The organism is Klebsiella sp. 10, assembly GCF_018223925.1.
Lineage (GTDB): Bacteria > Pseudomonadota > Gammaproteobacteria > Enterobacterales > Enterobacteriaceae > Klebsiella > Klebsiella pneumoniae.
The window spans coordinates 82,166-106,746 of sequence record NZ_JAGRRB010000002.1 but is presented as its reverse complement, the minus strand read 5'-3'; the positions used below and the strand labels follow the sequence as shown (position 1 = coordinate 106,746).

The following is a 24,581-nucleotide window of genomic DNA, read 5'->3' as shown; positions in this document are numbered from 1 at the left end:
GCATCAGCGCCGGTCGGGCAGGTGTTTGATATCGACCGGCTCGCCGAACAGAAATCCCTGCATCTCGTCACATCCCTCCTCTTCGAGGATCTGCAGTTGTCCAGCCGTTTCCACCCCCTCGGCGATAAGCGGCGTATTGATCGAATTGCCCAGCGAAATAATGGCTCGCACGAATGAGCGTACCTGAGGGTTGCTCTCCACATCTGTCATAAAGCTGCGGTCGAGTTTGATGACGTCGAAATGAAAATCGCGCAGCATGCTCAGGGAGGAGTAACCGGTGCCAAAGTCATCCAGCGCAATACTGATCCCCATTTTTTGCAGATGATGCAGAACGCTGAACGCCAGCTGTTTATTGATCACAAACGCCGTTTCGGTGACCTCAAACTCCAGCAGACTGACCGGGTAGGCGGTACGCATCAGGATCTCGCGGACTTTTTCGATAAAGCTACGATGGCGCAACTGCACCGGAGAGATATTGACCGAAACTTTTCTGTTCAAACCATTTTCCAGCGATTCGTTACACACCTGCTCGAGCACCCAGTAACCTAAGGGCACGATAGCGCCGCTCTCTTCGGCGATGGGAATAAACACGTCCGGCGGGATCGTCCCCAGCTGCGGATGCTGCCAGCGCAGCAGCGCCTCGTAACCGGTGATGCTACGATCTTTGATGTTGCGGATAGCCTGATAGTGGAGCGAAAACTCCCCGGCGTGAATACCGCGCCGGATATCGGCGGCCATCATATTGCGCTGCCGCGTCTTGTCATCCATTTCACGTTCATACCAGCAAATCTTATGGTCGAGGCTGCTTTTTGCCCGATACATAGCCAGATCGGAATTGCTCAGTATCGTATTAATATCCGTGCCGTCCTCCGGGTAGACTGAGATGCCAATGCTGGCGGAGAGAACCACTTCCGTCGCGGCAAACGTCTGCTTACCGCTAAAGCAGTGCCACAGGCGCGCAGCAAAGGCATCCACTTCACCCTCATCGGAAAAAGGTTTAACGGCCACAAACTCATCGCCGCCGAAGCGGGCGACCATCTCCTCCTTCTGCAGCGTTTTGAGCACGGCGCCCGCCACGCGCTGCAGCAGCTGGTCACCAATCAGATGGCCCTGCAGATCGTTAATCTCTTTAAATTTGTCTAAATCGATCGTGAAAATGGCAAAGCGGCGGGCATCATTTCCAGTGATCAGCTTCTCCACCCGTTCAAAAAACTCCACCCGATTGGGTAAACCGGTTAACGCATCGTAGCGCGCCATCCAGGCGATGCGGTCGTTAATCGCCTTCTGTTCACTAATGTCGCGGGTAATTTTGGCAAAACCCAGCAGGGTGTTCTGCTCATCGCGGATGGTATCGATCATGACATGCGCCCAGAATCGGGACCCGTCTTTGCGATACCGCCAGCCTTCCCCTTCAAACTGCCCGCTACGCAGGGCGATTTCCAGGTTTTTTGCGGGTACACCGGAGAGTTGTTCAGCTTCGCTATAGAAGAGACCGAAGTAGCGACCGATGATCTCGTCGCTCAGGTACCCTTTTGCCCGGCGGGCGCCCTCATTCCAGCTAATGACCGTGCCGTCGGCGCTCAGCATATAGATGGCATAATCTTTAACGCTTTCAATAAAGTGGCGATAGGCAATATCCGTCAGGTGATCGTTACTCATGGTACAGCGCTCTCTGTGGCTCGGTCGTGGCAAAACGCATTAGATATAGCAGAATTACGCCTATTAAGAATACAAGGATATGGCCTTTTGTTGGCCTCTTTCTGACCCGGACACCGCAGTAGGCGCGGCGGACGCTCTCGTTAAGCGTAGTGGACCAGGCCGTCCGAAGGAGTGATATTCCCCGCGATTTTTGCACTTAGGTCGCCCACTAATAGTTACTTTTATTGATTAAAAAGTTTGATTGAAAGAATAAATAAAAGGAGTAATGTTAATAATACTTTCTATGGAGGTTAAATATGTTGCGTGATTATTTAAAAGTGGAAAAAGAAGACCAGCTTGTTGAACAACAGAGTCGACATGACAATAGCCAGCATTATTCTTCGGTGACCGAATGGGTTATTTTAAGTAAAGATGGCCAGCGCAAAGGCCGGGTATCCCTGTTCGACCGCTTCACCACCCGCCGCTCCTGGAGCGACAGTTTCCGCATTACGCAGTTCGATAATGCGGGTAAAGTGGTGGTGGATAAACTCACTGACGCGCTGTAAATCCTTCGGATTCCCGGCCTGACGGGAGAATATTAATACGCAAAATTAACACCTGCATAAAATATATTGATGCGTCGCCATCATGTTATTTTCTTTCTGCATACCGATAATCTAATGGGTAATTTTCGCCATGGTGCACAGCGCGAATTTTTAACCCGAAAAAATGCTGAATATAAGCCCGCTGGTCGGGCTTTTTTGCATGGTGCTCGCCATCTACGCCACAAAATGCCAAGGACATCCCGCGCTGGATTGTATACGATGTATATACGAATCATTACGGTATATATCTATGGGAATCGTCAAAATCTCCGATCTGCTGCACGATGATATTCGTGATGCCAGCAAAGCCATGTCCCGCTCCGTCAATGCCCAGGCGGAATACTGGATCCGTCTGGGCATGATGAGTGAACTCTACCCTGAGCTTAACCACCAGCAGATCAAACTGCTGATGCTGAAATCCGGCTCTGACCGTCTGCTGGAGGTGATCAATGCCATCAATAATCATTAAAACCGCCGACGAACTCGCCCGGCAGCGCCATGCCGGCCAGCTGCTGGCGTCAGTGTTTGATATGCTGGATACTTTTATCGTTCCCGGCGTAACGACGATGGCGATTAACGATCGAGTGGAAGATTATATCGTCAACCAGCTGCACGCCCGCCCGGCCAGCAAGGGGCAATACGATTTTCCCTATGTGTTGAACACTTCCATTAACGATGTGGTGTGCCACGGGATCCCCAAAGCGACCGAACATCTGCGCTCCGGGATGATTGTTAACGTCGATATCACCCTCGAGAAAGCGGGCATGATTGCCGACTCCAGTAAGATGTACCTGATAGGCGATGTCTCCCCGCTGGCCCGCCGGCTGGTAAAGACTACCTATGAAGCGATGTGGAAAGGCATTGAGGTGGTGAAGCCTGGCGCGACGCTGGGCGATATTGGCCACGCTATTCAGCGCTGGGTGGAGGAACATGGCTATAGCGTGGTCAGAGAATATTGCGGTCACGGCGTCGGTCAGGAAATGCATGAGGAACCGCAGGTGCTGCATTACGGCCGCCCCGGAGAAGGCGCCGTGCTGCAGGAAGGCATGGTGTTCACCATTGAGCCGATGGTCAACCAGGGCGACAGCCGTATCAAAACCAAAAAAGATGGCTGGACGGTGGTTACCCGCGATAAAAAACTCTCCGCGCAATGGGAGCACACCGTGGCCGTCACCGCCAACGGTTTTGAGGTGCTGACGTTACGCGACGATGAACAGTCGCGGATCCGCTGAGTTGCTTCCCTTTCTCTATGACGGTGGGCCGCTTTCCGATCCCGGAGCTCGCTTGGGCGCCAGACGACACCTGATTCTGCCGCCGGGCGGCGGCAATAATTGTTTTCATGAATGATTTCTGCGCGCGCCTGCCCGCTGGTTATGGCTGATGCGCGCATAAACCGCACAACGGTTTATCCTTTACCTTCTTGCATCAGCTTACTCTTCATTGCCTTTATCCTGCCTTAGCGATAGCGAATAATGACATCCGCTTCACTATGCTGCGCATTTCGCCAGTGAATACTGACCTCACCACGATTGTCCGGCATGGCGTAGCGAGGACGGTTGTTTGTCAAGGCGACCTGTTCCGGTGAATGGTGCTGGCACGAGACATCGATACGATCGTGCCGGGGGGCGATAACACAGGCCGGATTGATGACCCGTCCTGAAAAATGAACCTGGCCGGAAAGCGCAGCAGACGACGCCAGCGGCGCCAGGCACAGACATAGCAGAGCGAGACGGAATGGAGACATAGCAATCTTCCTTGATAACGGGTGACACTGCGCGGCACAGCATCGTTTCTGCGCCCTACAACCTGCGGCTTCCTGCCGTCACTCCACGCTACTGCAAAATAGCGGCAGCGTAAATGATTATTCCGGGCCACCCGGTCAACTGCCGGGATTAACAGCAACTTTTTCGTAAAATTTGCTCAGAACAGTTATCTCCCGGAAATAATGCATTATACATATGGGACTCTTTTTAATATTTAATGAGATTATACTTACACCAAAAAATAAATAATGTTACAGCTTAACACATCTTATCAATGGGCCTTTACGATGTTCTCCGTATAATCCCGCCCCCGACGGTAATATACATTAGTGATGCTTACCGTTTTTTGTGAACAGAAATAAAAAACATGCTTTAAAAATGTTAAATGCTTTTGTTAACTTGTGATTATTTAATAAGGTTTGAGTATGAAAGAAAAAGGCACCCTGCTGGTTGTTGGTTCACTGCTGGCCTTAAGTCTGGCTACTGTGACCACCGCCCGCGCGGCGGGTACACTGAATTTCACCGGTAAAATTATTAACGAGTCCTGCCAGATCGCCAATAACGGTGGCGATGTTAATGTCGATTTTGGCAACGTCGATATGTCGGCGCTGAAATCCCATGAAGCGAAAACCGCAGAAACGCCGTTCACTATCAACCTCACCGGTTGCCCACTGGCGCAGAACATCAGTATCAGCCTGGAAGGTACTCCGGACACCAACGCTAACGGCACCAGCGCCGCCGTGCTGGCGCTCTCCGACGCCGCGGATACCGCCAAAGGGGTGGGCATTGAAGTCTTCTCTTCCCCTGACGGCTCAACGGAAGGCACTCAGCTGACCTTTGACAAGCAGAGCAAAACGGCGGTTTCGCAAGCCGACGAAAACGGTGATATTGCATTTAACTTTATTGCCGATCTGAAGAGCGATTCCTCACAGGATGTCACTGCCGGCAATATTAATGCCACGGCCAATATTGATATTGTGTACGAATAGAATGTCCTGATTGCCACTTTTCCAAGGGCAGCGTCCCCCTGCCCTTATTCTCATTCCTCGTGACCGGATCCTCAATTATGCAGTGTTATAAAGCGGCTTTTATCCTGAGCCTTCTCTTTTGCCCGTTCCTGGCGTCTGCCGCCGGGGTTGCCATTGCCGGCACACGTGTCATTTATAATGAACAAAGCCATGAGGCAGACATCACGGTAAAAAACACCAATCCTCACGATCCGGTGCTTATTCAAAGCTGGGTAGACGATCTGGCTGATAATAATAAATCACCGTTTATCGTCACCCCGCCATTGTTCCGTCTGGATGCCGGAGACAGCAACGATCTGCGCGTGTTATTAACCTCGGCGCAACTGCCAAACGATCGGGAAAGTTTGTTCACCCTGAATATCAAAGTGATTCCCGCCAATACCGCGCCGGCTGGCGAGAACATTCTGCAATTTGCTATAAAGAATCAACTGAAGCTCATTTATCGCCCGGCAGGGCTCCCTGGCTCGGCGCTCGACGCGGCGCAGCACCTGCGCTGGCGGGTCAGCGGCAACCACCTGCAGGCGGAGAATGCCTCCCCCTATTATGTGACTATCACCACGCTCAGCTGCGCGGGCCAGAACCAGAAAACGCCGCTTGAGCGCAGCGTGATTGCTCCTCACAGCCGTGAAGAGTATTCCCTCCCCGGCGAGGCCTGCGCCCGCGAGGTGAGCTGGCGCATTCTGGATGACTTTGGCGCTGTGCAGACGTTTAGCGCCCCCGTTTCGGCGCACTAAGCGTCTGATGTCGCGATGCGCCACGGCCCGGCTCATACCGTTACCGTCGTCAGCCTCTCCATCCTGCTGGGCGGACAGAGCGCGCTCTTGCACGCCCAGGCGACCTTTAATATGGATCTGCTGGAGAAAAACGACCATTTGCCGGCAGTGGATCTGCAACGCTTCAATCAGCAGGCGGGCCAGCCGCCAGGCGCCTATCCGGTGAGCTGGCAGGTCAACGGCGTCACGCTGGACGCCCGTAAGACCGTCACGTTTCGCCAGAACGATCGCGGACAGCTCACGCCCTGCCTTAAGCCGGAAGATCTGCTGCAGGCCGGAGTTAACCCGGCCGTGCTGTCCCAGGCGACCGGCACAACGTCCCGCTCATGTCCCGAACTCAACGCGCTGCTGCCGGGCAGCACGGTCAATTTCGATTTTGCTCATCAGCGGCTGGTAATGACCATTCCTCAGGCGCTGATGACGCACCGGGCGAGGGATAATGTTCCCTCTGCGCTGTGGGACGAAGGTATTAGCGCCTTTCAGAGTAACTATCGTTATTCAGGCGCCAGCCAGCGTACCCGCGAGGGCAGCACCGAGCGCGATAACTATCTGATGTTGAAAAGCGGCGTGAACGTCGGCGCCTGGCGCCTGCACGCCAGCAATAGCCTGACCGCCAACAGCGATGATAAGCCCCAGTGGATGACCAGCGGCGCCTGGCTTGAGCGCGACCTGACGCGCTGGCAGAGTGAACTGACCCTCGGAGATACCTTCACGTCGGGCGATGTGTTTGACGCGGTACAGTTTCAGGGAATATCCCTCGCCTCCAGCGATGCGATGCTCCCGGACTCGCAGAAAGGTTTTGCCCCGACCATCCGCGGGATTGCCAGAACCAACGCCCAGGTCACGGTTCGGCAAAATGGCTACGTGCTGTATCAAACCTACGTCACCCCCGGCGCGTTCGTGATTGACGATCTTTATCCCACCGCCAGCAGCGGCAATCTTGAGGTTGCCGTCAAAGAGTCGGATGGCGAAATCCGCCGCTTCACCCAGCCGTATGCTTCGGTGACCAGCATGCAGCGCGAAGGCAGCCTGAAATACAACCTGGTCGCCGGGCGCTACCATAGCGACGATGCCAGCCAGCGGCCGTTGATGATGCAGCTGTCGCTGATGCGCGGGTTCGCCCACAATCTGACGCTGTTTGGCGGACTGCAGAGCGCGGCGCAATACCATAACCTCTCGCTCGGCGCAGGACAGGGTTTGGGAGAAGCCGGGGCGCTCTCGCTGCAGCTGTTAAACGCCCGCGACCGGCACCAGCAGGATCCGATCGATGGCCGGGCCTGGCAGCTCCAGTACAGCAAAGGTTTTGATCGTCTCGGCACGCAGTTGACTTTCACCGGCTGGCGTTATTCGCATCAGCGCTATGCCACGCTGAGCGAGGCGTTTTCCAGCCCGGGTAGCGACGACGACTTGCAGGATAGCGACAACAAAAAAGCAACCCTGCAAATCACCGCCAGCCAGAGCCTGCCGTACGATATCACCCTCTATCTGAGTCTCGACCAGGACAGCTACTGGTCAGGGGGCGCCACACAGCGTACCGCCAATATGGGGATCAGCAGCCAGGTTCACGGTATCGCGTGGTCGCTCAGCTACAGCGACTCCCGCAGCAGCCACGGTGACGAGGAGGATGACGAGCCGCATTCCGACAAAGTGGTGACGTTGTCACTTTCCGTGCCGTTGAGCCACCTGCTGCCGGGGAGCTATGCCGGCTATACCCTGACCTCCTCCCGCCACAGCGTTGGCAGTCAGATGGTCAGCCTCAACGGCACATTGCTGGACAATCACGCGCTTAGCTACGCCGTCAGCCAAACCCGCGATCGGCAAAACGGGTCCAGCGGCAGCCTGACGGCCGGGTACAGCAGTGGAAGGGGCGATCTGAATCTCGGCTACAGCCACGATTCGCAGTCCGCTCGTCTGAACTACGGCGCCAGCGGGGGCATTCTGATTCACCGCCGCGGGGTAGTCTTTACGCCGGAAATGAATGGCGCTGTCGTCCTGATTGACGCCGGTGGCGCCGGGGGTGTGACCCTCGCCAACCAGAAAACCATCGCCACCAATGGTGACGGGTACGCCGTGCTGCCCTTCGCCACCGCCTATCACCGCAACGACGTCTCTCTCGACAGCCATTCGCTGCCGGAGAATGTGGATCTGGCCAACAGCACCGTGACGCTGGTCCCTACCAAAGACGCGGTGGTTCTGGCGCGCTTTCACACCCACGTTGGCTATAAGGCGCTGTTTACGCTGCAGTCGCGAGGACAACCGCTGCCCTTTGGCAGCGAAGTACGCGCCAAAGACACCAACAGCATCGTTGCCAGCGAGGGTCAGGTGTACCTGGCCGGCCTGGCGCCAAAAGGCACCCTGTATGCGCAATGGGGGCCAGGCCCTCAGCAGCGCTGTAGCGCCCGCTACGATCTCACCCCGACGCTGGCGCAGCCCCCCCATCCACTCATCTTACAGCAGACGTTATCATGTCCTTTTTAACTCTCCTGCGTCGGGTCGCCCTGACGCTGTTATTCACTCTGTTACCGGCCGCCAGCGGATGGGCCTGTACGCCAGTGTTTGTCCGCGGCCAGGCCTCCACCCTTCGGCTGAACGTGGGGCAACTCACCGTGCCGGCTGACGCCAGACCCGGCACCCCGCTGTATCATAAAAGTTTCGCCTGGAACCGCCTTAGCGACGGCGGCGAACAGTGGATCCGCTGCGCGGACGACCCGCACGGGTTGTCGCCGCTGCTGCTGGACAGTCTGCTGTCCGGGGGAGTGACGCGACCGACGGTTTATCAAACTAACCTCGCCGGCATTGGCGTTCGCGTATCGCTGCGCGCTATCGGCGGCTATGGCGGCTTTCCTGACCGGCCGACGCCCTCGCCGTTTAGCCAACGGGTGGACAATCCCGCCGCCTTGCCCGATGCGGTGTGGAAACTGGGCTATTTCCGCCTGACGATTGAGCTCATTAAAACCGGTCCCGCGGCGACGCCGGGCGAGCTTGAGTATCACAGCGAGCGCTTTTTAATGGCGGAGCATACCCCGCTGGCCGCGTTAGACTTAACCGGCAGGATCAGCACCGCGGGATGTTCAGTGAATGACGCCACGCCAGCCCTGATCAAGCTCCCTGCGGCGATGCTTGACCACTTCGGCGGCGTCGGCAAAACCACCGGCGACACCCCTTTCGCGCTGCAGCTGGATTGCAACAGCGTGGTCACGATTTCCCTGCGAGTTGACGGCGCGGAGCCCCTCTCCGCCCGGGGGCATGGCGTTCTGCGCAATGACGCCACCGACGATCGGGCGCAGGGTATTGGCGTGCAGTTGCTTTACCATCGTCAGCCGGTCGTACTGAATCATGAGATGACGCTGGGCAGCGCGAGCGCGGGCCGGTTTACCCTGCCGCTCACTGCCCGCTACTACCAGACACGTTCCCGGATCACCGCCGGCCAGGTGTCGGCCGTCGCGACCTATACCTTGCATTATGACTAGGCGATGGCGAACCGACGGATGAAGCGGATGAAGGAATTGCTCTGACCGGCGAATAGTAAGAGAATAGCGCCTACACGCGACGATCTGAGTACACGGGAGTTCATCATCAGCCATTCTCGTCGATTCCCCTTAGCCAGCAAAGTGGCGCTGGCAGGCGCGGCGCTCATCGCCGCTGGCATGCTGTTCAGCTGCACCAGTAAAGCCCCTAAATCCCTTGTCACGCCGCCGAACGCTGCCGCCGTCAAAGCTGGGCAGGCGCACCGGGAGCCGGTGCGCGGCGTGTGGCTCACCACCGTTTCGCGCCTTGACTGGCCGCCGGTCGGGTCGATTATCGCCAGCACGCCGGAGAGTCGCATCACGCAGCAGAAGCTGGCGCTGATCGCTAAACTCGATAACCTGCAGCGCCTGGGGATCAACACCGTCTTTTTCCAGGTGAAACCGGACGGTACGGCGCTCTGGCGGTCGGATATTCTGCCGTGGTCCGATATGCTGACCGGCAAAATCGGCGAATACCCTGGCTACGATCCGCTGCAGTTTATGCTGGATGAAGCGCACAAGCGCGGCATGAAGGTTCACGCGTGGTTTAATCCCTACCGCGTCTCGGTCAACACCAAACCGTCGACGATTGCCGAGCTGAACAACACCCTTACTCAGGTACCGGCCAGCGTGTTCGTCCTGCACCGTAACTGGATCCGCACCGCCAGCGATCGCTTTGTTCTCGACCCGGGCATTCCCGAAGCGCGTGACTGGATCACCAGCATCGTCGCTGAAGTGGTGCAGAACTACCCGATTGACGGCGTGCAGTTCGATGACTATTTCTATACCGAAACCGCCTCTTCCCCGCTTAACGACAACGAGACTTTCCGCCGTTACGGGCAGGGCTATGCCTCGAAGGGCGACTGGCGGCGGCATAACACCCAGCAGCTCATAGCCCAGGTTTCCACCACCATCAAAAAGCTCAATCCGAACGTCGAGTTTGGCGTGAGCCCGGCCGGGGTGTGGCGCAACCGCTCGCACGATCCGGCGGGGTCGGATACCCGTGGCGCGGCCGCCTATGATGAATCCTATGCCGATACCCGCAGCTGGGTGCAGCAGGGACTGCTCGACTACATCGCGCCGCAGATCTACTGGCCGTTTGCCCGCGATGCCGCGCGCTATGATGTGCTGGCCAACTGGTGGGCCGAGGTGGTTAAACCGACGCATACCCGGCTGTATATCGGCGTGGCGCTGTACAAGGTGGGTGAACCGTCCAAAAACGAGCCTGACTGGACGGTGGACGGCGGCGTGCCGGAGCTGAAAAAGCAGCTCGATCTCAATGAGACTCTGCCGCAGATCCAGGGCACCATCCTGTTCCGCGAAAACAACCTCAATCAGCCGCAAACCCGGCAGGCGGTTAACTATTTGCGCAGCCGCTGGGGGCAGCCGCAGAGCTAGCCGCCAGCCGGCTCTGCTATAGCGCCTGCAGCCCTTGCTGCAGGCGGGCGTGCAGCTTCAGCATGTTCTCTGTAATGGCCTGCCAGACGTGGCTGGAAAAGTCCGCCGGCAGCGTCCGGCGAGCGCTTTCGATTGCCTGCGGCACATGCCCGGCAAACTCCTGGAGGATCGCCAGCATCTGCTCCCGGGGAAAGTTCACCGCTTTGGCCGTCGCCAGAAAATGACGCGGATAGATGGCGTTAATCTCTGTTTTACGCCCTTTTGTGGCATTGAGCCCCATCGACAGCTTCAGATCGCGCAGATGCAGTCCCGTGCCGCCCAGCACCGGAAACGCCGAAATAATGTCGTAGAACGGTGTTAAGCGGTAGCTGCCGCCGGGCAACAGGTAAATTGAGAAGTTTTTTGCGTGACCGTCCGTCGCCCCCGTCAGCCACTGGAAGACCATGAACTTCATAAAGTCATAGCGATCTTTCAGCGCTTCACTCGAGCCCAGCAGAAAGGTCATGATCGCGGCGATACCCGGCCCGCCGTCAGACTCATATTTCATCGCTGAAGGAAGACCAAAAGCCTGACACAGATCCTCCTGCGGCAGACGCAGCAGCACCCGTCCCTCCTGCGCCCAGCGCCGGTCGAAGCGGGTTACCGCCAGGGCGCGGATCCGCGGGGTGGTGATGATCTCCGCTTCCGGCACCGCCAGGCCCAGTTCTCTGGCCAGCGCCAGGCACAGAAACTCGTTATCCACGCTTTCACGCAGATCCAGCGTCGCATTGGGCTGCTTGATCTCGCCGATGGGCAGCTTAATGATATGCGTGGTCGGCGTGGCGCCCTGCGGAATACACCACTGCTCGCCCATCCGCAGCAGCGCCGTTTTCTCCTGGGCGCCGGCCACCGAGATACGGAAATCGTCCTGGCCGGTAATCATCCCGAGGGGGATATCCGACTGGTAAGCGGTCAGCAAAGCGGTGAGCTGCGCCTCGTCCAGCGTCTGCCAGCGTAATCCTTCCAGGTGCGCCTCTTCCCCCGGCGGCAGGAGGGTCACCGCCCCTACGCTATCCCGCCCGACTTCGGCCAGCAGATCGAACGGCTGCTTCGAGCGCGCCTGATAGCGCCTGACGATCCGGTCGCGGACCTGCGGGCTGTCGGGCAGCAGGTTATCAAAGTAGTGATACACCGCGTCGGCAGTGATATTGCCATACTGCAGCGGCAGTGAGAGGGAGAGCGGTCTGGCGCGCGGGCTGCGCAGCCACTCTTCGTCATAGCGAAAACTGTGCGCCCCGTTAGCCTGGCGGGTTAAGGTTCCCACGCGCACATTGTTCATCCAGGTGGTAAGCGTCGCCATTACCAGTCAAGGTCCGTGTTGTTATCGGGAGCCGGCGCCGTCTCAGCAGCTTTGGCGTTCAGCGTCATCACCATCCCCAGCGACTGGAGGATCTTAAACAGCGTGGTTAAGGTGGTTTTGTCGGGGTGATTTTCAAAATTGGACAGCGTGGCCTGCTTAATGCCGATCCGCCTGGCCAGCGCATCCTGGGTCCAGTGGTTCTGCTGGCGCAGCAGCTTCAGGTAATTGGCCAGCTGCACGGGACTGTATATCTGGGGGGAATTCATCGCCTTGTTCCTCACCATCATTTATCCCCCTGTCGGGATAAACTTGGTTTTATACCCTGTAGGGGATAATGTCAAGGTTATCCCCTGTAGGGGATAGGAGAATAATTATCCTTGTGTGGGGATAAAACAGGAAGGATGATCGCCGGAGCCATCTGTACATGCCCGGTGGCGGCTGCGCCTTACCGGGCCTACGGGCTGTCTCTGCCCGCTCCGTAACGATCCAGGCCGGGCAAGCGCAGCGCCGCCCGGCAGCGGGCAGCCAGCTCTGTTGCCGGTTTAATGCCCGGTGGCGGCTGCGCCTTACCGGGCCTACGGGGCTGTCTATGCCCGCTCCGTAACGCTCCAGACCGGGCAAGCGCAGCGCCGCCCGGCAGCGGGCAGCCGGCTTAGCTGCCGCGGTAGGTCGACCACCCGCCCGGGGCGATGAGAAACGGCAGATGGAAATGGTCCTCTGCCGCCTCGCCGATAACAAAATCAATCTGCGCCCGGGTAAAGACGCTCTCGCGCCCGGCGCGGGCAAACCACGCCCCGGTTTCCGCTGTTAAGCAATAGCGCCCCGCCGGCAGCGGCGCGGCGCTAAAGGTGGCGATACGCCCCTGGGCGTTGGTCACCAGGTTCGCCAGCGTCTCGCCCTCCCGGCTCAGGCTGACCGTTACGCCTTCTGCCGGCGTACCGGTGGAAATATCCAGAATATGGGTGCTCAGGGTGCTCATTCGCCAATCACTCCTTCCAGTCTTAACATCGTAATCTCTCGCAGCTGGGCAAGCGCCTCGGCCACTTCTTCGTCGGCGGTATGCTGCAGCCGGCGCGTCAACGCCTGCAACATCTCTTCGCCGCTGCGCCCTTTAGCGCGGATTAAAAACACCCAGCCAAAGCGGGCTTCGTAGCGGGCATTGCCCTCCCGCAGGGCCTGCGCGAGCCGCTCATTCTCGCTGTCCACCGACGACTGCTCCTGGCGCGACAGCGCCGCGTGCGCCTGGCAACCGGTCGGCTTCTCACCGATCCGCGGATGGGCGCTAAGCGCCGCGTTCAGCTCGTCCTCTCCCCAGTTAGCCATCGCCTCCCGGGCGGTCTGCAGCAGCGCATGGCGGCTGGCGAAAGGTCGCAAGCTCACCAGCGTCTCGCCCCAGGCCGGGATCGCCACGCAGGGGGCCAGCAGCCCCGCCGCCTCATCTTTGCTCAGGCTGTTAAACTGACTCAGCGCGATCATCCTGACTCCTTAACGATTTCGCCGCCGCCTGCTCCTGCGGCAGAATAAGGTTCAGCGCTATCGCTACCAGCCCACCGCTGGTGGCTGCCGAACCGAACAGATCGCCGACCATCGGCGGAAAATGGCTGAGAAACGCCGGCACCGACTCCACGCCGAGACCCGTGCCAAACGCCAGCCCCACGATCAGCACATCGCGACGGCTCAGCGGGGTCTGGGTAATAATCCGGATCCCGGCCGCCACCACGCAGCCAAACATCACCATCGTGGCGCCCCCCAGCACCGGCGCCGGGATCTGCCGCAGCAGTTCGCCCACCGGGGGGAACAGCCCGAGCAGGATCAGAATCACGCCAATGTAGCGTCCGACATAGCGGCTGGCCACCCCGGTCATCTGGATCACGCCGTTGTTCTGCGCGAAGGTGGTGTTCGGAAAAGCACAGAGCATGGCCGCCACCATACAGCTGACGCCATCCGCCAGGATACCGCCCTTCAGCCGGTTACGAAAAGCGCGATCGTCAACAGACTGTTGCGAAATCAGCGAGTTGGCCGTCAGATCGCCCACCGCCTCCAGAATACAGACCAGCGACACCAGGGCGACCGGCAGAAATATCGCGCTGTTAAACTGAAAGCCGAACGGAAACAGCGTCGGCAGGCGAAACAGAGTGTCGCCCAGGCTGTGAAGATGGAACTGACCGCTCAGCCCCGCTGCGATGCAGCCCACGGCAATGCCCACCACCACCGAGGAGAGCCGCAGCCAGCGGTTTTTGGCGCAGCTCAGCAGGACGATAACCCCGAGGGTGCCCGCCCCGAGCGCGATATTGCTCATGCTGGCGAAATCCTCGGCCTTTTCCCCACCGCACCAGTTGATGACGCTGACCTTGATCAGGCTGATGCCGATCAGCGCAATCACGCTGCCGGTAATGATGGGAGTAAAGATTTTCTTCAGCGGTTCGATAAAGCGGCTGACAATCACCGGCACCAGAGCGGCGACAAAGTTAACGCCAAACAGCATCGCCATCATATCCTGCGGCCCGCCGCCCTGGGCTTTTACCCACATCCCTCCGGCCACCGTCACGCCGAGGAAGGCAAAACTGGTGCCCTGCATGCAGATCATCCCGGCGCCGATGCCCCATACCCGATTGGACTGCAGAAAAGTGCCAATGCCCGAGGCCAGCAGCGACATACTGATGAGATACGGCAGCCAGTCGCCAAGCCCGAGGGTAGCGCCGATGATCAGCGGCGGCGTGATGATCCCCACCAGGCCCGCCAGCACATGCTGGAGAGCGCTGAAAAAGGCCGGAAGCGGTGGGATCCGCTGTTCAAGGCCGTAAAGCAGGCCACTGTGATGTTCGTCAGACATAGTGATATCCCGTAGTAAAGAGAAGTGCATGGGCTTGTGCACAAAGCAGGCCAGAGACGACAAAAGGGCACCAATAAATTTATTATCACTCCAAAATCATCAACTTAGATTACGCTCGTGATGCATCACTCCTCTTCGCTGCTGAACCAGGCGCCTGAAACGATAGATTCTTAATGCAACATACAGAAACTTTTGATTCATAAAAAGGCAACCAATACCTCACATTGCACCGATGCGGTGCGTCATGAGCCATCGCTGTGCCTCAGGCAGGCGGTTTTCCTCCCTCCAGCGAACTGGTACGCAAATTGCTGTAGTCAGTCACAACATCGGGAGAAGGAGAAAAAAATGAAAGCAATCGTGATTGGCGCCGGCATCGGCGGTTTAAGCGCGGCAGTGGCGCTCAAACAGTCGGGGATCGACTGCGACGTCTATGAAGCGGTGAAAGAGATCAAACCGGTCGGCGCAGCGATTTCCGTGTGGCCCAACGGCGTGAAGTGCATGGCCCACCTCGGCATGGGCGACATCATGGAGACCTTCGGCGGGCCGCTGCGCCGGATGGCGTATCGTGATTTCCGCAGCGGCGAGAACATGACCCAGTTCAGTCTCGCCCCGCTGATCGAACGCACCGGCAGCCGCCCCTGCCCGGTCTCCCGGGCAGAACTGCAGCGGGAAATGCTGGATTACTGGGGACGGGACAGCGTGCAGTTCGGCAAACGCGTCACCCGCTGTGAAGAAGACGCCGACGGCGTGACGGTATGGTTTACCGACGGCAGCAGCGCCAGCGGCGATCTGCTGATTGCCGCCGACGGCAGCCATTCCGCACTGCGTCCGTGGGTGCTGGGCTTTACCCCGCAGCGCCGCTACGCCGGCTACGTCAACTGGAACGGTCTGGTGGAGATAGATGAAGCGCTGGCCCCCGGCGATCAGTGGACCACCTTTGTCGGCGAAGGCAAGCGCGTCTCGCTGATGCCGGTCTCCGCCGGCCGGTTCTACTTTTTCTTTGATGTGCCGCTGCCGGCGGGTCTGGCGGAGGATCGTGACACCCTGCGCGCTGACCTCAGCCGCTACTTTGCCGGCTGGGCGCCGCCGGTGCAGAAGCTGATCGCCGCCCTCGACCCGCAGACCACCAACCGCATTGAAATCCATGATATCGAACCTTTCAGCCGCCTGGTGCGCGGCCGCGTCGCGCTGCTCGGCGATGCCGGACACAGCACCACCCCGGATATTGGCCAGGGAGGCTGCGCGGCGATGGAAGATGCAGTGGTGCTGGGCGCCGTTTTCCGCCAGACCCGAGATATTGCGGCCGCCCTGTGCGAGTACGAAGCCCAGCGCTGCGACCGGGTTCGTGACCTGGTGCTGAAGGCGCGCAAACGGTGCGATATTACCCACGGGAAGGATATGCAGCTCACCGAAGCCTGGTACCAGGAGCTGCGCGAGGAGACCGGGGAGCGCATTATCAACGGCATGTGCGACACCATCCTCAGCGGGCCGCTGGGCTGACCGTCGCCATGGATTCGATCACCGCACTCAGCGTCTGAATGGCCATTTGCGCGGGCCGCGAAAGCTGACGCGAGGGTGCAGTACACAGCGCCAGGGTCAGCGGTCGCAGCAGCGTACTGCGCAGCGGGACAAAGGCCAGCTGTCCACGCTGGACCTCGTCCAGCACGTCGAGCAGGCTAAGGAGCGTCACGCCGCTGCCGCGCAGCACCAACGACTTGATAAGCCGGATATCATTGCAGCTGATGGTATTCTCCGGCGCAAAGTCATGGTGGCGATAGAGGAGCGCCACCCGCTCATGGACGATCAGCGGCGCGCCGGGCACGATATGCCGCTCCAGGCTGAGCTCGCCCAAAGACAGCGCCTTCGCCCCCGCCAGGGGATGGTCCGGACGCATCACAATCCCCACCTCCAGTTCGGCAAAGGCCAGCACGCTGAGTCCAGCCTGCCCCTGCGGATCGAGGATCAGGCCGACGTCCAGGTCCGCCTGACGCACTTTCTGGCTGACGGTGTGGCTGTCAGCCACCTGCAGATCCAGCTCCAGCCACGGCCAGCTGGCGATGATCTCCGCCAGCGCGGCGGCGAAGCCCCCTTCCGCCAGCGCCTGCACCATGCCAACGCTAACGCTCCCGCGCTTCATCCCCTGCAGCTCATCAAATTTCTGTCGGGTCTGACGAAATTCCTTCTGCCAGCGCAGCAGATTGTCATACAGCAGTTCACCGGCGGTGGTCATCCGCAGTCCCTCCGGCAGGCGCTCGAACAGCGGGGTACCGAAGGCCTCCTCGGCCTGCAGGATCTGGCGGTTAATTGCCGAGGCGGAGATATGCAGCTGCTCGGCGGCCCGGCGCAGACTGCCGCAGCGGGCCACGGCGATGAAATAGTGCGCGAAACGGGAAAATGGACTCATGGCGCCCCTGTACTCTTTTTTGCAACAGCAGAGTGAATTAATGGTGATGGATGTGAACACCCTAATATGACAACAATAATCTCACAACAATAAAACAATCACCGATGTGAGCAGGAAGAGAAATCATGAAGACAACCACCCCCACGCCCCCCGCCCATTGCACCTTTGATCCAGAGGACTGGCTGCGGCTGGCCCGCTGCTGGCACCCGGTGGCCCGCGCCTGCGATATTGCCGGCGCCCCGGTGAAAGCCACCCTGCTGGACGAACAGCTGGTTATCTATCGTATTAAAGGCCAGGTGGTGGTCGCCCGCGACGTCTGCCCGCACCGCGGGGTGCCGCTGACCCTGGGATTTCATGAAGAGGAAGGCATCGTCTGCCCCTATCATGGCCTGCGCTTTGGCGAGGATGGCCGCTGCAACCGCATCCCCTCCAGTCCGGGGCAACCCATTCCGGCCAAACTGCATCTCACCAGCTTCGCCGTGGAGGAGCGCTACGGGCTGATTTGGACCTGCCTGGCCTGCGATCCGGACAATCCGCCGCCGTTACCGACCATGCCGCACTGGGACGACGCCGGCTTTCAGCAAATCAACTGCCCGGCCTTCGAGGTAAAGGGATTTGCCGGCCGCCAGGTCGAAGGCTTTCTCGATGTCGCCCACTTCGCGTGGATCCACACCGACACCTTCGCCGATCCGGACAACCAGCAGGTGCCGGACTATACCCCGCAGGAGACGCCGTTCGGCTTTGTTGCCGACTACTGGAGCTCGGTGGGCAATTACCCGGCCAGCTCCGATTTCCGCGCGCCGGAAGGGTTCCAGTGGCTGCGTCACTTTGAAATGCATCTGCCGTTCACCGCTACGCTGACCATCCATTTTCCCGCCGACGCCAGGCTGGTGATCATGAACGCCGCCTCGCCGGTGTCGTCCCGGGTGACGCGGATGTTTGCCCCTATTGCCCGCAACTTCGATCTGCACGTGCCGGTGGAAGACGTACATGCGTTCAACCTGCGGGTATTTGAAGAGGACCGCCTGATGGTCGAGACCCAGCGTCCGGAACGGTTGCCGCTGGATCTGACCCTGGAGGCGCATATTCCGGCGGACCGCAGCTCTATCGCCTACCGGCGCGGGCTGAAGAAGATGGGCTTTGGCGATTTCTTTCTGGTATGAGTGGAGGTCATATGCGCGACATACTCCCGGTGGTGGTCGATGGCCTGTGGCGCCAGGGCGCGAAAAATCTGGCCGTTCGTCTGGTGAGCGCCGAGGGGCAACCGCTGCCGGCGTGGACGCCCGGCGCCCATATCGATCTCCATCTTCCCTGCGGGCTGATCCGTCAGTACTCCCTGACCGGCAGCCCGGCCGAACGGGATCGCTATCTGCTCTGCATCGCCCGCGAGTCGCAGTCTCGCGGTGGCTCCCGTTATATTCATGACACCCTGCGCCCGGGACAGCCATTGATGATCTCTGCCCCGCGCAACCACTTTCCGCTGCACGAGGGCGGCCATGTGGTGCTTCTCGCCGCCGGGATCGGCATTACGCCGCTGCTGGCGATGGCCCACGCCCGGGCGGCGTCCGGCGCCAGCTTTACGCTGCACTATTACGTTAGCCGTGCGCAGGAGGCCGCCTTCGCCACCGAGATCGCCCGCCAGCTAACGGGTGGAATCTGCCAGATCCACTGCTCAGACGAGGGGCAGAGTCCGCGCCAGCGGCTGGCGCAGGATCTGGGGGCTCCGGACGCCGACACCCGGGTCTACTTCTGCGGTCCGCCCGGATTTATGGCCCGGGTTCGCGATACCGCGCGGGCGGTCGGATGGGAGGAGGCGCAATTGCACAGCGAAGCGTTCCAGCCGCCCGCCCCGACGGCGGCGTCGGCGGCGTCGGCGGCGGACGGAACCTTCACCATCACCCTCGCCTCCACCGGGGAGCGCTGGCCGGTGCCGGGGGACAAAACCATCGCCCAGGTGCTGCAGGAGCATGGCGTCGCGGTGCCGCTCTCCTGCGAGATGGGGATCTGCGGCGCCTGCCTGACGCCGGTACGCGAGGGAACCGTCGACCACCGGGATACCGTGCAGTCGGAGGCGGAAAAACAGGCCGCAGAGCAGCATATTGCGCTGTGCTGCTCCCGCAGCCTGTCGGCCAATTTAGTTATCGATCTCGCGGGATAAGCGGCCCGTCACCGGCTGGTCGGCGCGGGCGACCGGTTTCACCCGTACGGCGGCGAAGACAATCACCATCGAGCTCAACAGCAGCAGACCGCTGCCGGTGAAGACGCCGCTGGCGCCGTGCAAATCAAACACCGCCCCGCCGCCGGCGGCCCCGGCGCTGATGGCCAGCTGAATAGAGGCGACCAGCAGACCGCCCGCGCTTTCTGCTTCATCCGGCACGGTGGTGGCAAGCCAGGTGGACCAGGCCACCGGCACCAGGCCGAAGGCAAATCCCCACAGGGCGACCAGCAGCCCGGCCAGCACGGTCAGATGGCCAAACGTCACCATCAGCAGCGCCAGAACGCTCATCATCAACGGCACCAGCGCCAGGGTCAGGCGCAGGCTACGGCTCAGCAGATAGCTCGCCACCGAGGTGCCGATAAAGTTAGCGATACCGAAGCCGAGCAATATCAGCGAAACCCCTTCGATACTGGCCTGCGCCACGGTCTCAAGGAACGGCCGCAGGTAGGTAAAGAAGGCGAAATGGCCGCTAAAAATCAGGATTGTCGCCAGCATGCCGCCCAGCATACCGGGACGGCGCAGCACCCTGAACAGCGTGGAGAAGGTCCCGACGCTCTCCGGGCGCATGGAGGGCAGCACCCACAGCTGCCAGAGCAGCGCCAGCAGGCTGGGTATCGCACAGAGAATAAACACGTTGCGCCAGCCGATCAGCTCCCCGAGGTAGCTGCCGAGCGGCGCGGCCACCACCGTGGCGACAGACACCGCGGAAAAGATGATCGCCAGCGCCTTTGGCACATGGGCCGCCGGCACCAGACGCATCGCCGTGGCGGTGGACATCGCCCAGAAGCCGCCGATGGCGATCCCCAACAGCAGACGGCCCAGCAGGAGAAACGCCAGCGAATCGGCAAAAGCGACCATCAGGCTGGAGACTATCTGCAGTACGGAAAAGAACATCAGCACCCAGCGGCGATCGATATTGCGGGTGGCGGTGGCGATCAGCAGGCCGGTAACTAACGCCACCAGCGCCGTCGCGGTGACCGCCTGTCCGGCCATCCCTTCACTGACGCCGAGGCTGCTGGCCATCGGCGTTAACAGGCTGGCGGGCAGAAACTCGGCCACGATCAGGCCGAACACCCCGAGGGCCAGGGCATAGACGGCGCGCCAGGCAGGTTTGGCGGGAGACAGGCTCGCGTCAGCAGCTATGCAGGAACTCATATACAACTCTCCAGGTTTATTAACATCCTGGTCATCTTAGGGACTTACTTTCGGACGATATATGATGCATACTCTTCAGTTATTGATTATTCGTCCGGAATTGCCATGAGCCAGCCTGCCATCGACCTGACCAGCGAACTGTTGCGCGGTATGCGCCTCTCCGGCGTTAACTACCGGCGCATCGAAACCGCACGCCCGTTCGGCGTCGGCTTTAGCGCCGTGGCGGGTAAAGCCCAGTTCCATTTCATCAGCCGCGGGCCGGTGCTGCTGCGCATGGCCAGCGGAGAACAGTTCACCCTCGAGAGCGGCGATGCGCTGTTTATTCCCAACGGCGACGGGCACGCCCTGCTCTCGGATCCGCAGGCCACGGTGGTCTATGTGGCGCAGCTGCCCAGCGAAACGGTGTGCAGCACGGTAAGTTGTATCAACGCTGGCGACCAGCCTGACTGCCCGGAGCGCGCCGTCATTTTCAGCGGTTGTATGGACTTTGAGCTCGGCGGCATGCAGCCGCTGGTCAAGGCCATGCCCGAGGTGATGCGGGTCAGCAGCCTGCTTAATACCTGGCCGGAGATCCAGCCGCTGCTGGCGGCGATGGAGCGGGAATCCCTCACCCGCCAGGCAGGCTATGCCGGGATCCTCGCCCGGCTGGCGGACGTGGTGGCCGCGCTGATTGTCCGCGGCTGGGTAGCGTGCGGGTGCGGCAACGCCACCGGCTGGGTACAGGTCCTGCGCGATCCCCGGCTGGCGAAAGCGATCTACGCCATGCATCAGCGCCCGGGGGTCAACTGGAAAGTGGAAGATCTGGCGCGGGAGGCGGGTCTTTCACGCTCGCTGTTCGCGGAACGTTTTCTCGCCGCCACCGGCACCACCCCCGCCCGCTATCTCACCGAGCTGCGTATGCGGCTGGCGGTGCAGTACATCACCCATGAAGGCCAGGCGCTGGAAAAAGTCGCCTTCAGCCTCGGGTATCAGTCGCTGGCGGCCTTCAGCCGGGCTTTCAAACGCATCACCGGCCAGCCGCCGGGAGCCCTACGCGCCACGGCACGCTAGAGTCAGTCTTTATGTAAAGCGATACACGCCGTTGCCGACACGAAAGCGCTGCCACTTAAGCGCCGGGTTGGCGACGCGGAACACCAGTTCGGTCAGCTGGTTGGCAGCCCCTTCACGGAAGATAAATTGCTGGCCTCCCACGTCCAGTCCCTGCTCCCCCAGTGGCGGAAAGCCCAGCAGCGCCTGCCAGCGATCGCGCACCGCCTGCGGATTGACCACCTCGAACACCGCCTGCTCAAGCGTAATGTCGCCCAGCGGATGCGGCGCGTCCAGCCTCTGGGCGCGCAGCCGCGTCAGCCGGGTGGCGTCGTCTTCTTCCCACTGCAGCACAAAGGGATAGACCAGCCCGTCAGTGTCGCCATCGATGGTGAAGATCCGCCAGCGGATGATATTGCCCTGCGGATCGTTGCGCTGGCCATCGACAATCGGTGACACTGTCACCCCTGTGCGACGCAACTGGTTATGGGTGGCGTCGATGTCGTCGCTGCGCAGCGCCACCCGAAACAGCGCCTCATTCTCCGGCAGCAGCCGTGCGGCGTCGCGCGAAAGGAGGAATTTGTCCGTCGCGGCGCGCAGTTCATCCGGGTCGGAAATGGCGAGAAATTCGATATAGGTCAGGCCAAAATAGCTCAGCGCATTGCGGGTTCCCCACCCCGGATGGCGCCCACCGGCCACCGCCCGCAGCTGCTGGTCGGCAAAGGTCTGAATGGCCGCTTCCGGCTGATTCACAAACTGTACGGCGTGGTCCCACTGTAAGGTTGCCATGATCTCTCCCGCGGTTGTGCCTGGTCAGGCGTCTGCGGCAAAAGATAGTGCTGGGGTGAAGGGAATGGCAAACAAGAATTAAATATATCGAAAGCAGGATAGGTAATTTATATCAACGCGGTATGTCGCATCTGATGGGCGATGAAACGGCGGGCAAAGAACCGCCCGCCACGGGGTCAGACCGACCCTTCTTTCTCAATCACCAGAATACGCGCCGCCCCCTGCGGGTGAGCGACATGCTCGCATCCCACCCCGGCGTAGAAGATATCGCCGGCGTTTAGCATGATGATCTGCTCCTCGCCGTCGACTTTCACATGCATCGCCACCTGACCATCCATCACGGCAAACACCTCCTGACCATCATTGATGTGCCAGATATAGGGTTGGTCGGTCCAGTGCAGACGCACGGTGGTGCCGGAAAAATTGGCAATATCCAGCGCGCCCCACGCGCGGTCGGCGGTGAAATCTTTACTGCTCCAGCTCTGCATGATGGTGTCCTGTGGTAAGGGTTATTTTTTCTGCCAGTTTGCCCAGGGATCCGCTTTCTCCACCGGCGCGTCATCATCAAGGGAGGCGAGATACATAGCCTCCACCTCTTTGCGCGCCCACGGCGTCCGGCGGAGAAATTTGAGGCTGGACTTAATGCTGGGATCGCTTTTAAAGCAGTTAATGTTGACCTGGCGGGCCATTTCCGCCCAACCATAGCGCGCCACCAGGGCATTGAGCAGCGCTTCCAGCGTCACGCCGTGCAGGGGATCTTTCGAGCTGTGCATTACGATACGTCCGTTCCGCATTAAAAAGTGCGCCTACCTTACTGGCTCTCACCGACGGGCGCAACCGGCTTCATTACGCGCTTCGCGCCTATATCTATTTAACGCAAAAGCACTGAACCCCGCGCGGTCATAAATTAGAAAATAACGTTATTGGTTGCTTATTTGGCCTTGAGGCAAGCTGTGTTCAGCCCCGGACAGAGGAAATCACCATGCGCTGCTGTTGTGCCCGAACCCAGAACCTGAATCTACCCATAACTTATTACCCCGTTTTCGGAGAACACAATGAACGCGACCACCCTGCCGATTCTCGACCTGGCCCGCTACGCGGACCCCGCGGATAAAGCGGCCTTCCTGGCCGACCTGCGTCATGCCGCCCGCGACATCGGCTTCTTCTATTTGATCAACCACGGTGTCGACGACGCGCTTCAATATGAAGTTCAGCGCCAGTCCCAGCGCTTTTTTGCTCTCGATGAGGCGCAAAAACAGCAGGTGGCGATGATCCACTCCCCCCATTTTCGCGGCTATAACCGCGCGGCCTCTGAGCTGACGCGCGGCCAGCCTGACTGGCGAGAGCAGTTTGATATCGGCGCCGAACGTCCGGCGCTGACCCTCAGCGACGACGCCCCGCGCTGGCAGCGCCTGCAGGGTCCGAATCTGTGGCCTGCCGCCCTGCCGTCGCTTAAACCGGTATTACTTCACTGGCAACAGCAAATGACCCAGGTGGGCATCCGCCTGCTGCGCGCCTTTGCCGAAGCCCTGCAGCTCCCGGAGAATGCTTTCGATCAGCTCTACGGCGACAAACCCAACGAGCATATCAAACTGATCCGCTACCCCGGCCAGCAGGAGACCCAAAGCAGCCAGGGCGTCGGCGCCCATAAAGATTCGGGGTTTCTCAGCTTCCTGCTGCAGGACGAGCAGAAAGGACTGCAGGTAGAGGTCGCGCCTGGAGAATGGATCGACGCCGTGCCGCTGGCCGGCAGCTTTGTGGTCAATATTGGCGAACTGCTGGAGCTGGCGACCAACGGGTATTTGCGCGCTACCGTCCATCGCGTGGTGTCGCCGCCGGCGCAGCAGCAGCGCCTCTCCATCGCCTTCTTCCTCGGCGCCCAGCTTGACGCGGTGGTGCCGGTTTACACCCTGCCGCCCGAGCTGGCGCGTGAAGCGCGAGGGCCGGACAGCGACCCGCACAATCCGCTGCTGCGCGATGTCGGCTGGAATTATCTCAAGGGCCGTCTGCGTTCCCATCCGGACGTGGCGGAACGCTACTATCAGGACGTGTTTCGCGAACGCGCCGAGCAATTGATCGTTTAACCATAACTAAAAAGGAACACAC

Annotated in this window: 25 protein-coding genes; 13 read left to right on the top strand and 12 right to left on the bottom strand. The window is 59.9% G+C overall.

All coding sequences use genetic code 11. The features are described 5' to 3' along the window. Window positions 1-3: 3 nt before the first annotated feature. Window positions 4-1,659 carry a putative bifunctional diguanylate cyclase/phosphodiesterase gene (locus KHQ26_RS03465; RefSeq protein ID WP_004143447.1) on the bottom strand — a complete coding sequence of 552 codons (1,656 nt, stop codon included), beginning with the start codon at window positions 1,657-1,659 and terminating at the stop codon, window positions 4-6. A gap of 296 nt (window positions 1,660-1,955) precedes the next feature. Here KHQ26_RS03465 and KHQ26_RS03460 point away from each other — a divergent pair, with 296 nt between their 5' ends. The 3 genes from KHQ26_RS03460 to map all read left to right on the top strand — a co-directional run bounded on the left by KHQ26_RS03460 (window position 1,956) and on the right by map (window position 3,475). Beyond that, on the top strand, window positions 1,956-2,204 hold the full coding sequence (locus KHQ26_RS03460) for a hypothetical protein (protein WP_002904810.1): 249 nt from the start codon (window positions 1,956-1,958) through the stop codon (window positions 2,202-2,204). A 289-nt stretch (window positions 2,205-2,493) separates the two neighbouring features. Beyond that, window positions 2,494-2,712 carry a ParD-like family protein gene (locus KHQ26_RS03455; protein WP_002904808.1) on the top strand — a complete coding sequence of 73 codons (219 nt, stop codon included), beginning with the start codon at window positions 2,494-2,496 and terminating at the stop codon, window positions 2,710-2,712. Beyond that, complete coding sequence (gene map / locus KHQ26_RS03450) at window positions 2,693-3,475, top strand: type I methionyl aminopeptidase (protein ID WP_023327952.1); 783 nt, start codon at window positions 2,693-2,695, stop codon at window positions 3,473-3,475. The genes KHQ26_RS03455 and map overlap by 20 nt, the downstream gene beginning before the upstream one ends. A gap of 224 nt (window positions 3,476-3,699) precedes the next feature. Here the strand turns inward: map and KHQ26_RS03445 are convergent, their stop codons facing one another. Then, a complete protein-coding gene (locus KHQ26_RS03445; RefSeq protein WP_004176193.1) occupies window positions 3,700-3,987 on the bottom strand; it encodes a hypothetical protein in 288 nt (95 codons plus the stop codon). A 444-nt stretch (window positions 3,988-4,431) separates the two neighbouring features. On the opposite strand from KHQ26_RS03445, the gene KHQ26_RS03440 reads away from it, so the two are divergent. From KHQ26_RS03440 to KHQ26_RS03420, 5 genes are all read left to right on the top strand, one after another. Further along, window positions 4,432-4,995, top strand: a complete 564-nt coding sequence (locus KHQ26_RS03440; protein ID WP_004143457.1) for a fimbrial protein — start codon at window positions 4,432-4,434, stop codon at window positions 4,993-4,995. Between the two features lie 77 nt (window positions 4,996-5,072). Next, a complete protein-coding gene (locus KHQ26_RS03435; RefSeq protein WP_004213066.1) occupies window positions 5,073-5,768 on the top strand; it encodes a molecular chaperone in 696 nt (231 codons plus the stop codon). A gap of 15 nt (window positions 5,769-5,783) precedes the next feature. Then, window positions 5,784-8,285, top strand: coding sequence for a fimbria/pilus outer membrane usher protein (locus KHQ26_RS03430; RefSeq protein WP_032410312.1), 2,502 nt, complete (start codon window positions 5,784-5,786; stop codon window positions 8,283-8,285). Further along, on the top strand, window positions 8,273-9,277 hold the full coding sequence (locus tag KHQ26_RS03425) for a fimbrial protein (RefSeq protein ID WP_049123820.1): 1,005 nt from the start codon (window positions 8,273-8,275) through the stop codon (window positions 9,275-9,277). Before KHQ26_RS03430 ends, KHQ26_RS03425 begins: the two co-directional genes overlap by 13 nt. 141 nt (window positions 9,278-9,418) lie before the next feature. Then, the gene (locus KHQ26_RS03420; RefSeq protein ID WP_002904794.1) at window positions 9,419-10,711 is read left to right on the top strand and encodes a glycoside hydrolase family 10 protein; all 1,293 of its coding nucleotides are present in this window, start codon (window positions 9,419-9,421) and stop codon (window positions 10,709-10,711) included. A gap of 16 nt (window positions 10,712-10,727) precedes the next feature. Here the strand turns inward: KHQ26_RS03420 and KHQ26_RS03415 are convergent, their stop codons facing one another. From KHQ26_RS03415 to KHQ26_RS03395, 5 genes are all read right to left on the bottom strand, one after another. Next, complete coding sequence (locus KHQ26_RS03415) at window positions 10,728-12,050, bottom strand: type II toxin-antitoxin system HipA family toxin (RefSeq protein WP_016529318.1); 1,323 nt, start codon at window positions 12,048-12,050, stop codon at window positions 10,728-10,730. Next, on the bottom strand, window positions 12,050-12,316 hold the full coding sequence (hipB, locus tag KHQ26_RS03410) for a type II toxin-antitoxin system antitoxin HipB (protein WP_029496892.1): 267 nt from the start codon (window positions 12,314-12,316) through the stop codon (window positions 12,050-12,052). The genes KHQ26_RS03415 and hipB overlap by 1 nt, the downstream gene beginning before the upstream one ends. Window positions 12,317-12,702: 386 nt before the next feature. Continuing rightward, window positions 12,703-13,029, bottom strand: coding sequence for a hydroxyisourate hydrolase (gene uraH / locus KHQ26_RS03405; RefSeq protein WP_002904788.1), 327 nt, complete (start codon window positions 13,027-13,029; stop codon window positions 12,703-12,705). Continuing rightward, the gene (gene uraD / locus KHQ26_RS03400; RefSeq protein WP_020804988.1) at window positions 13,026-13,526 is read right to left on the bottom strand and encodes a 2-oxo-4-hydroxy-4-carboxy-5-ureidoimidazoline decarboxylase; all 501 of its coding nucleotides are present in this window, start codon (window positions 13,524-13,526) and stop codon (window positions 13,026-13,028) included. Before uraD ends, uraH begins: the two co-directional genes overlap by 4 nt. Further along, window positions 13,504-14,883, bottom strand: coding sequence for a nucleobase:cation symporter-2 family protein (locus KHQ26_RS03395; protein WP_020804975.1), 1,380 nt, complete (start codon window positions 14,881-14,883; stop codon window positions 13,504-13,506). The genes uraD and KHQ26_RS03395 overlap by 23 nt, the downstream gene beginning before the upstream one ends. Before the next feature lie 345 nt (window positions 14,884-15,228). Between KHQ26_RS03395 and hpxO the strand changes: the two genes are divergently transcribed. Beyond that, window positions 15,229-16,383: an FAD-dependent urate hydroxylase HpxO gene (gene hpxO, locus KHQ26_RS03390; protein WP_020804972.1), complete on the top strand. Its 1,155-nt coding sequence runs from the start codon at window positions 15,229-15,231 to the stop codon at window positions 16,381-16,383. Here the strand turns inward: hpxO and hpxR are convergent. After that, window positions 16,364-17,287 carry a LysR family hpxDE operon transcriptional regulator HpxR gene (hpxR, locus tag KHQ26_RS03385; protein ID WP_002904781.1) on the bottom strand — a complete coding sequence of 308 codons (924 nt, stop codon included), beginning with the start codon at window positions 17,285-17,287 and terminating at the stop codon, window positions 16,364-16,366. The two genes, hpxO and hpxR, sit on opposite strands and share 20 nt — an antisense overlap. A gap of 125 nt (window positions 17,288-17,412) precedes the next feature. On the opposite strand from hpxR, the gene hpxD reads away from it, so the two are divergent. Further along, window positions 17,413-18,450 (top strand): molybdenum cofactor-independent xanthine hydroxylase subunit HpxD, encoded by a 1,038-nt coding sequence (gene hpxD, locus KHQ26_RS03380; RefSeq protein WP_002904779.1) that lies wholly within the window; start codon window positions 17,413-17,415, stop codon window positions 18,448-18,450. A gap of 11 nt (window positions 18,451-18,461) precedes the next feature. Next, window positions 18,462-19,445, top strand: coding sequence for a molybdenum cofactor-independent xanthine hydroxylase subunit HpxE (gene hpxE, locus KHQ26_RS03375; protein ID WP_020804977.1), 984 nt, complete (start codon window positions 18,462-18,464; stop codon window positions 19,443-19,445). On the opposite strand, the gene KHQ26_RS03370 is transcribed toward hpxE, so the two are convergent. After that, window positions 19,422-20,660, bottom strand: coding sequence for an MFS transporter (locus tag KHQ26_RS03370; RefSeq protein ID WP_020804970.1), 1,239 nt, complete (start codon window positions 20,658-20,660; stop codon window positions 19,422-19,424). The two genes, hpxE and KHQ26_RS03370, sit on opposite strands and share 24 nt — an antisense overlap. Before the next feature lie 105 nt (window positions 20,661-20,765). Here KHQ26_RS03370 and KHQ26_RS03365 point away from each other — a divergent pair, with 105 nt between their 5' ends. Further along, window positions 20,766-21,710: an AraC family transcriptional regulator gene (locus KHQ26_RS03365; protein ID WP_020804983.1), complete on the top strand. Its 945-nt coding sequence runs from the start codon at window positions 20,766-20,768 to the stop codon at window positions 21,708-21,710. A 9-nt stretch (window positions 21,711-21,719) separates the two neighbouring features. On the opposite strand, the gene KHQ26_RS03360 is transcribed toward KHQ26_RS03365, so the two are convergent. From KHQ26_RS03360 to KHQ26_RS03350, 3 genes are all read right to left on the bottom strand, one after another. Next, window positions 21,720-22,475: a VOC family protein gene (locus KHQ26_RS03360; protein WP_020804981.1), complete on the bottom strand. Its 756-nt coding sequence runs from the start codon at window positions 22,473-22,475 to the stop codon at window positions 21,720-21,722. Between the two features lie 176 nt (window positions 22,476-22,651). Then, a complete protein-coding gene (locus tag KHQ26_RS03355; protein WP_002904646.1) occupies window positions 22,652-22,963 on the bottom strand; it encodes a cupin domain-containing protein in 312 nt (103 codons plus the stop codon). A 21-nt stretch (window positions 22,964-22,984) separates the two neighbouring features. Then, window positions 22,985-23,248 (bottom strand): VF530 family DNA-binding protein, encoded by a 264-nt coding sequence (locus tag KHQ26_RS03350; protein WP_002904643.1) that lies wholly within the window; start codon window positions 23,246-23,248, stop codon window positions 22,985-22,987. Between the two features lie 282 nt (window positions 23,249-23,530). On the opposite strand from KHQ26_RS03350, the gene KHQ26_RS03345 reads away from it, so the two are divergent. Then, window positions 23,531-24,559 carry an isopenicillin N synthase family dioxygenase gene (locus KHQ26_RS03345; protein WP_004143503.1) on the top strand — a complete coding sequence of 343 codons (1,029 nt, stop codon included), beginning with the start codon at window positions 23,531-23,533 and terminating at the stop codon, window positions 24,557-24,559. Window positions 24,560-24,581 lie beyond the last annotated feature (22 nt).

Bases quoted from the DNA above. Each gene is read 5' to 3' on its own strand.
- KHQ26_RS03360 (WP_020804981.1), bottom strand. From the start codon at position 22,475: ATGGCAACCTTACAGTGGGACCACGCCGTACAGTTTGTGAATCAGCCG.
- KHQ26_RS03345 (WP_004143503.1), top strand. From the start codon at position 23,531: ATGAACGCGACCACCCTGCCGATTCTCGACCTGGCCCGCTACGCGGAC.
- hpxO (WP_020804972.1), top strand. From the start codon at position 15,229: ATGAAAGCAATCGTGATTGGCGCCGGCATCGGCGGTTTAAGCGCGGCA.
- hpxD (WP_002904779.1), top strand. From the start codon at position 17,413: ATGAAGACAACCACCCCCACGCCCCCCGCCCATTGCACCTTTGATCCA.
- KHQ26_RS03415 (WP_016529318.1), bottom strand. From the start codon at position 12,050: ATGGCGACGCTTACCACCTGGATGAACAATGTGCGCGTGGGAACCTTA.
- KHQ26_RS03395 (WP_020804975.1), bottom strand. From the start codon at position 14,883: ATGTCTGACGAACATCACAGTGGCCTGCTTTACGGCCTTGAACAGCGG.
- KHQ26_RS03445 (WP_004176193.1), bottom strand. From the start codon at position 3,987: ATGTCTCCATTCCGTCTCGCTCTGCTATGTCTGTGCCTGGCGCCGCTG.
- KHQ26_RS03430 (WP_032410312.1), top strand. From the start codon at position 5,784: ATGCGCCACGGCCCGGCTCATACCGTTACCGTCGTCAGCCTCTCCATC.
- map (WP_023327952.1), top strand. From the start codon at position 2,693: ATGCCATCAATAATCATTAAAACCGCCGACGAACTCGCCCGGCAGCGC.
- hpxE (WP_020804977.1), top strand. From the start codon at position 18,462: ATGCGCGACATACTCCCGGTGGTGGTCGATGGCCTGTGGCGCCAGGGC.
- hpxR (WP_002904781.1), bottom strand. From the start codon at position 17,287: ATGAGTCCATTTTCCCGTTTCGCGCACTATTTCATCGCCGTGGCCCGC.
- KHQ26_RS03435 (WP_004213066.1), top strand. From the start codon at position 5,073: ATGCAGTGTTATAAAGCGGCTTTTATCCTGAGCCTTCTCTTTTGCCCG.
- KHQ26_RS03440 (WP_004143457.1), top strand. From the start codon at position 4,432: ATGAAAGAAAAAGGCACCCTGCTGGTTGTTGGTTCACTGCTGGCCTTA.
- KHQ26_RS03425 (WP_049123820.1), top strand. From the start codon at position 8,273: ATGTCCTTTTTAACTCTCCTGCGTCGGGTCGCCCTGACGCTGTTATTC.
- uraH (WP_002904788.1), bottom strand. From the start codon at position 13,029: ATGAGCACCCTGAGCACCCATATTCTGGATATTTCCACCGGTACGCCG.
- KHQ26_RS03465 (WP_004143447.1), bottom strand. From the start codon at position 1,659: ATGAGTAACGATCACCTGACGGATATTGCCTATCGCCACTTTATTGAA.
- KHQ26_RS03370 (WP_020804970.1), bottom strand. From the start codon at position 20,660: ATGAGTTCCTGCATAGCTGCTGACGCGAGCCTGTCTCCCGCCAAACCT.
- KHQ26_RS03455 (WP_002904808.1), top strand. From the start codon at position 2,494: ATGGGAATCGTCAAAATCTCCGATCTGCTGCACGATGATATTCGTGAT.
- KHQ26_RS03365 (WP_020804983.1), top strand. From the start codon at position 20,766: ATGAGCCAGCCTGCCATCGACCTGACCAGCGAACTGTTGCGCGGTATG.
- KHQ26_RS03350 (WP_002904643.1), bottom strand. From the start codon at position 23,248: ATGCACAGCTCGAAAGATCCCCTGCACGGCGTGACGCTGGAAGCGCTG.
- uraD (WP_020804988.1), bottom strand. From the start codon at position 13,526: ATGATCGCGCTGAGTCAGTTTAACAGCCTGAGCAAAGATGAGGCGGCG.
- KHQ26_RS03355 (WP_002904646.1), bottom strand. From the start codon at position 22,963: ATGCAGAGCTGGAGCAGTAAAGATTTCACCGCCGACCGCGCGTGGGGC.
- KHQ26_RS03460 (WP_002904810.1), top strand. From the start codon at position 1,956: ATGTTGCGTGATTATTTAAAAGTGGAAAAAGAAGACCAGCTTGTTGAA.
- hipB (WP_029496892.1), bottom strand. From the start codon at position 12,316: ATGAATTCCCCCCAGATATACAGTCCCGTGCAGCTGGCCAATTACCTG.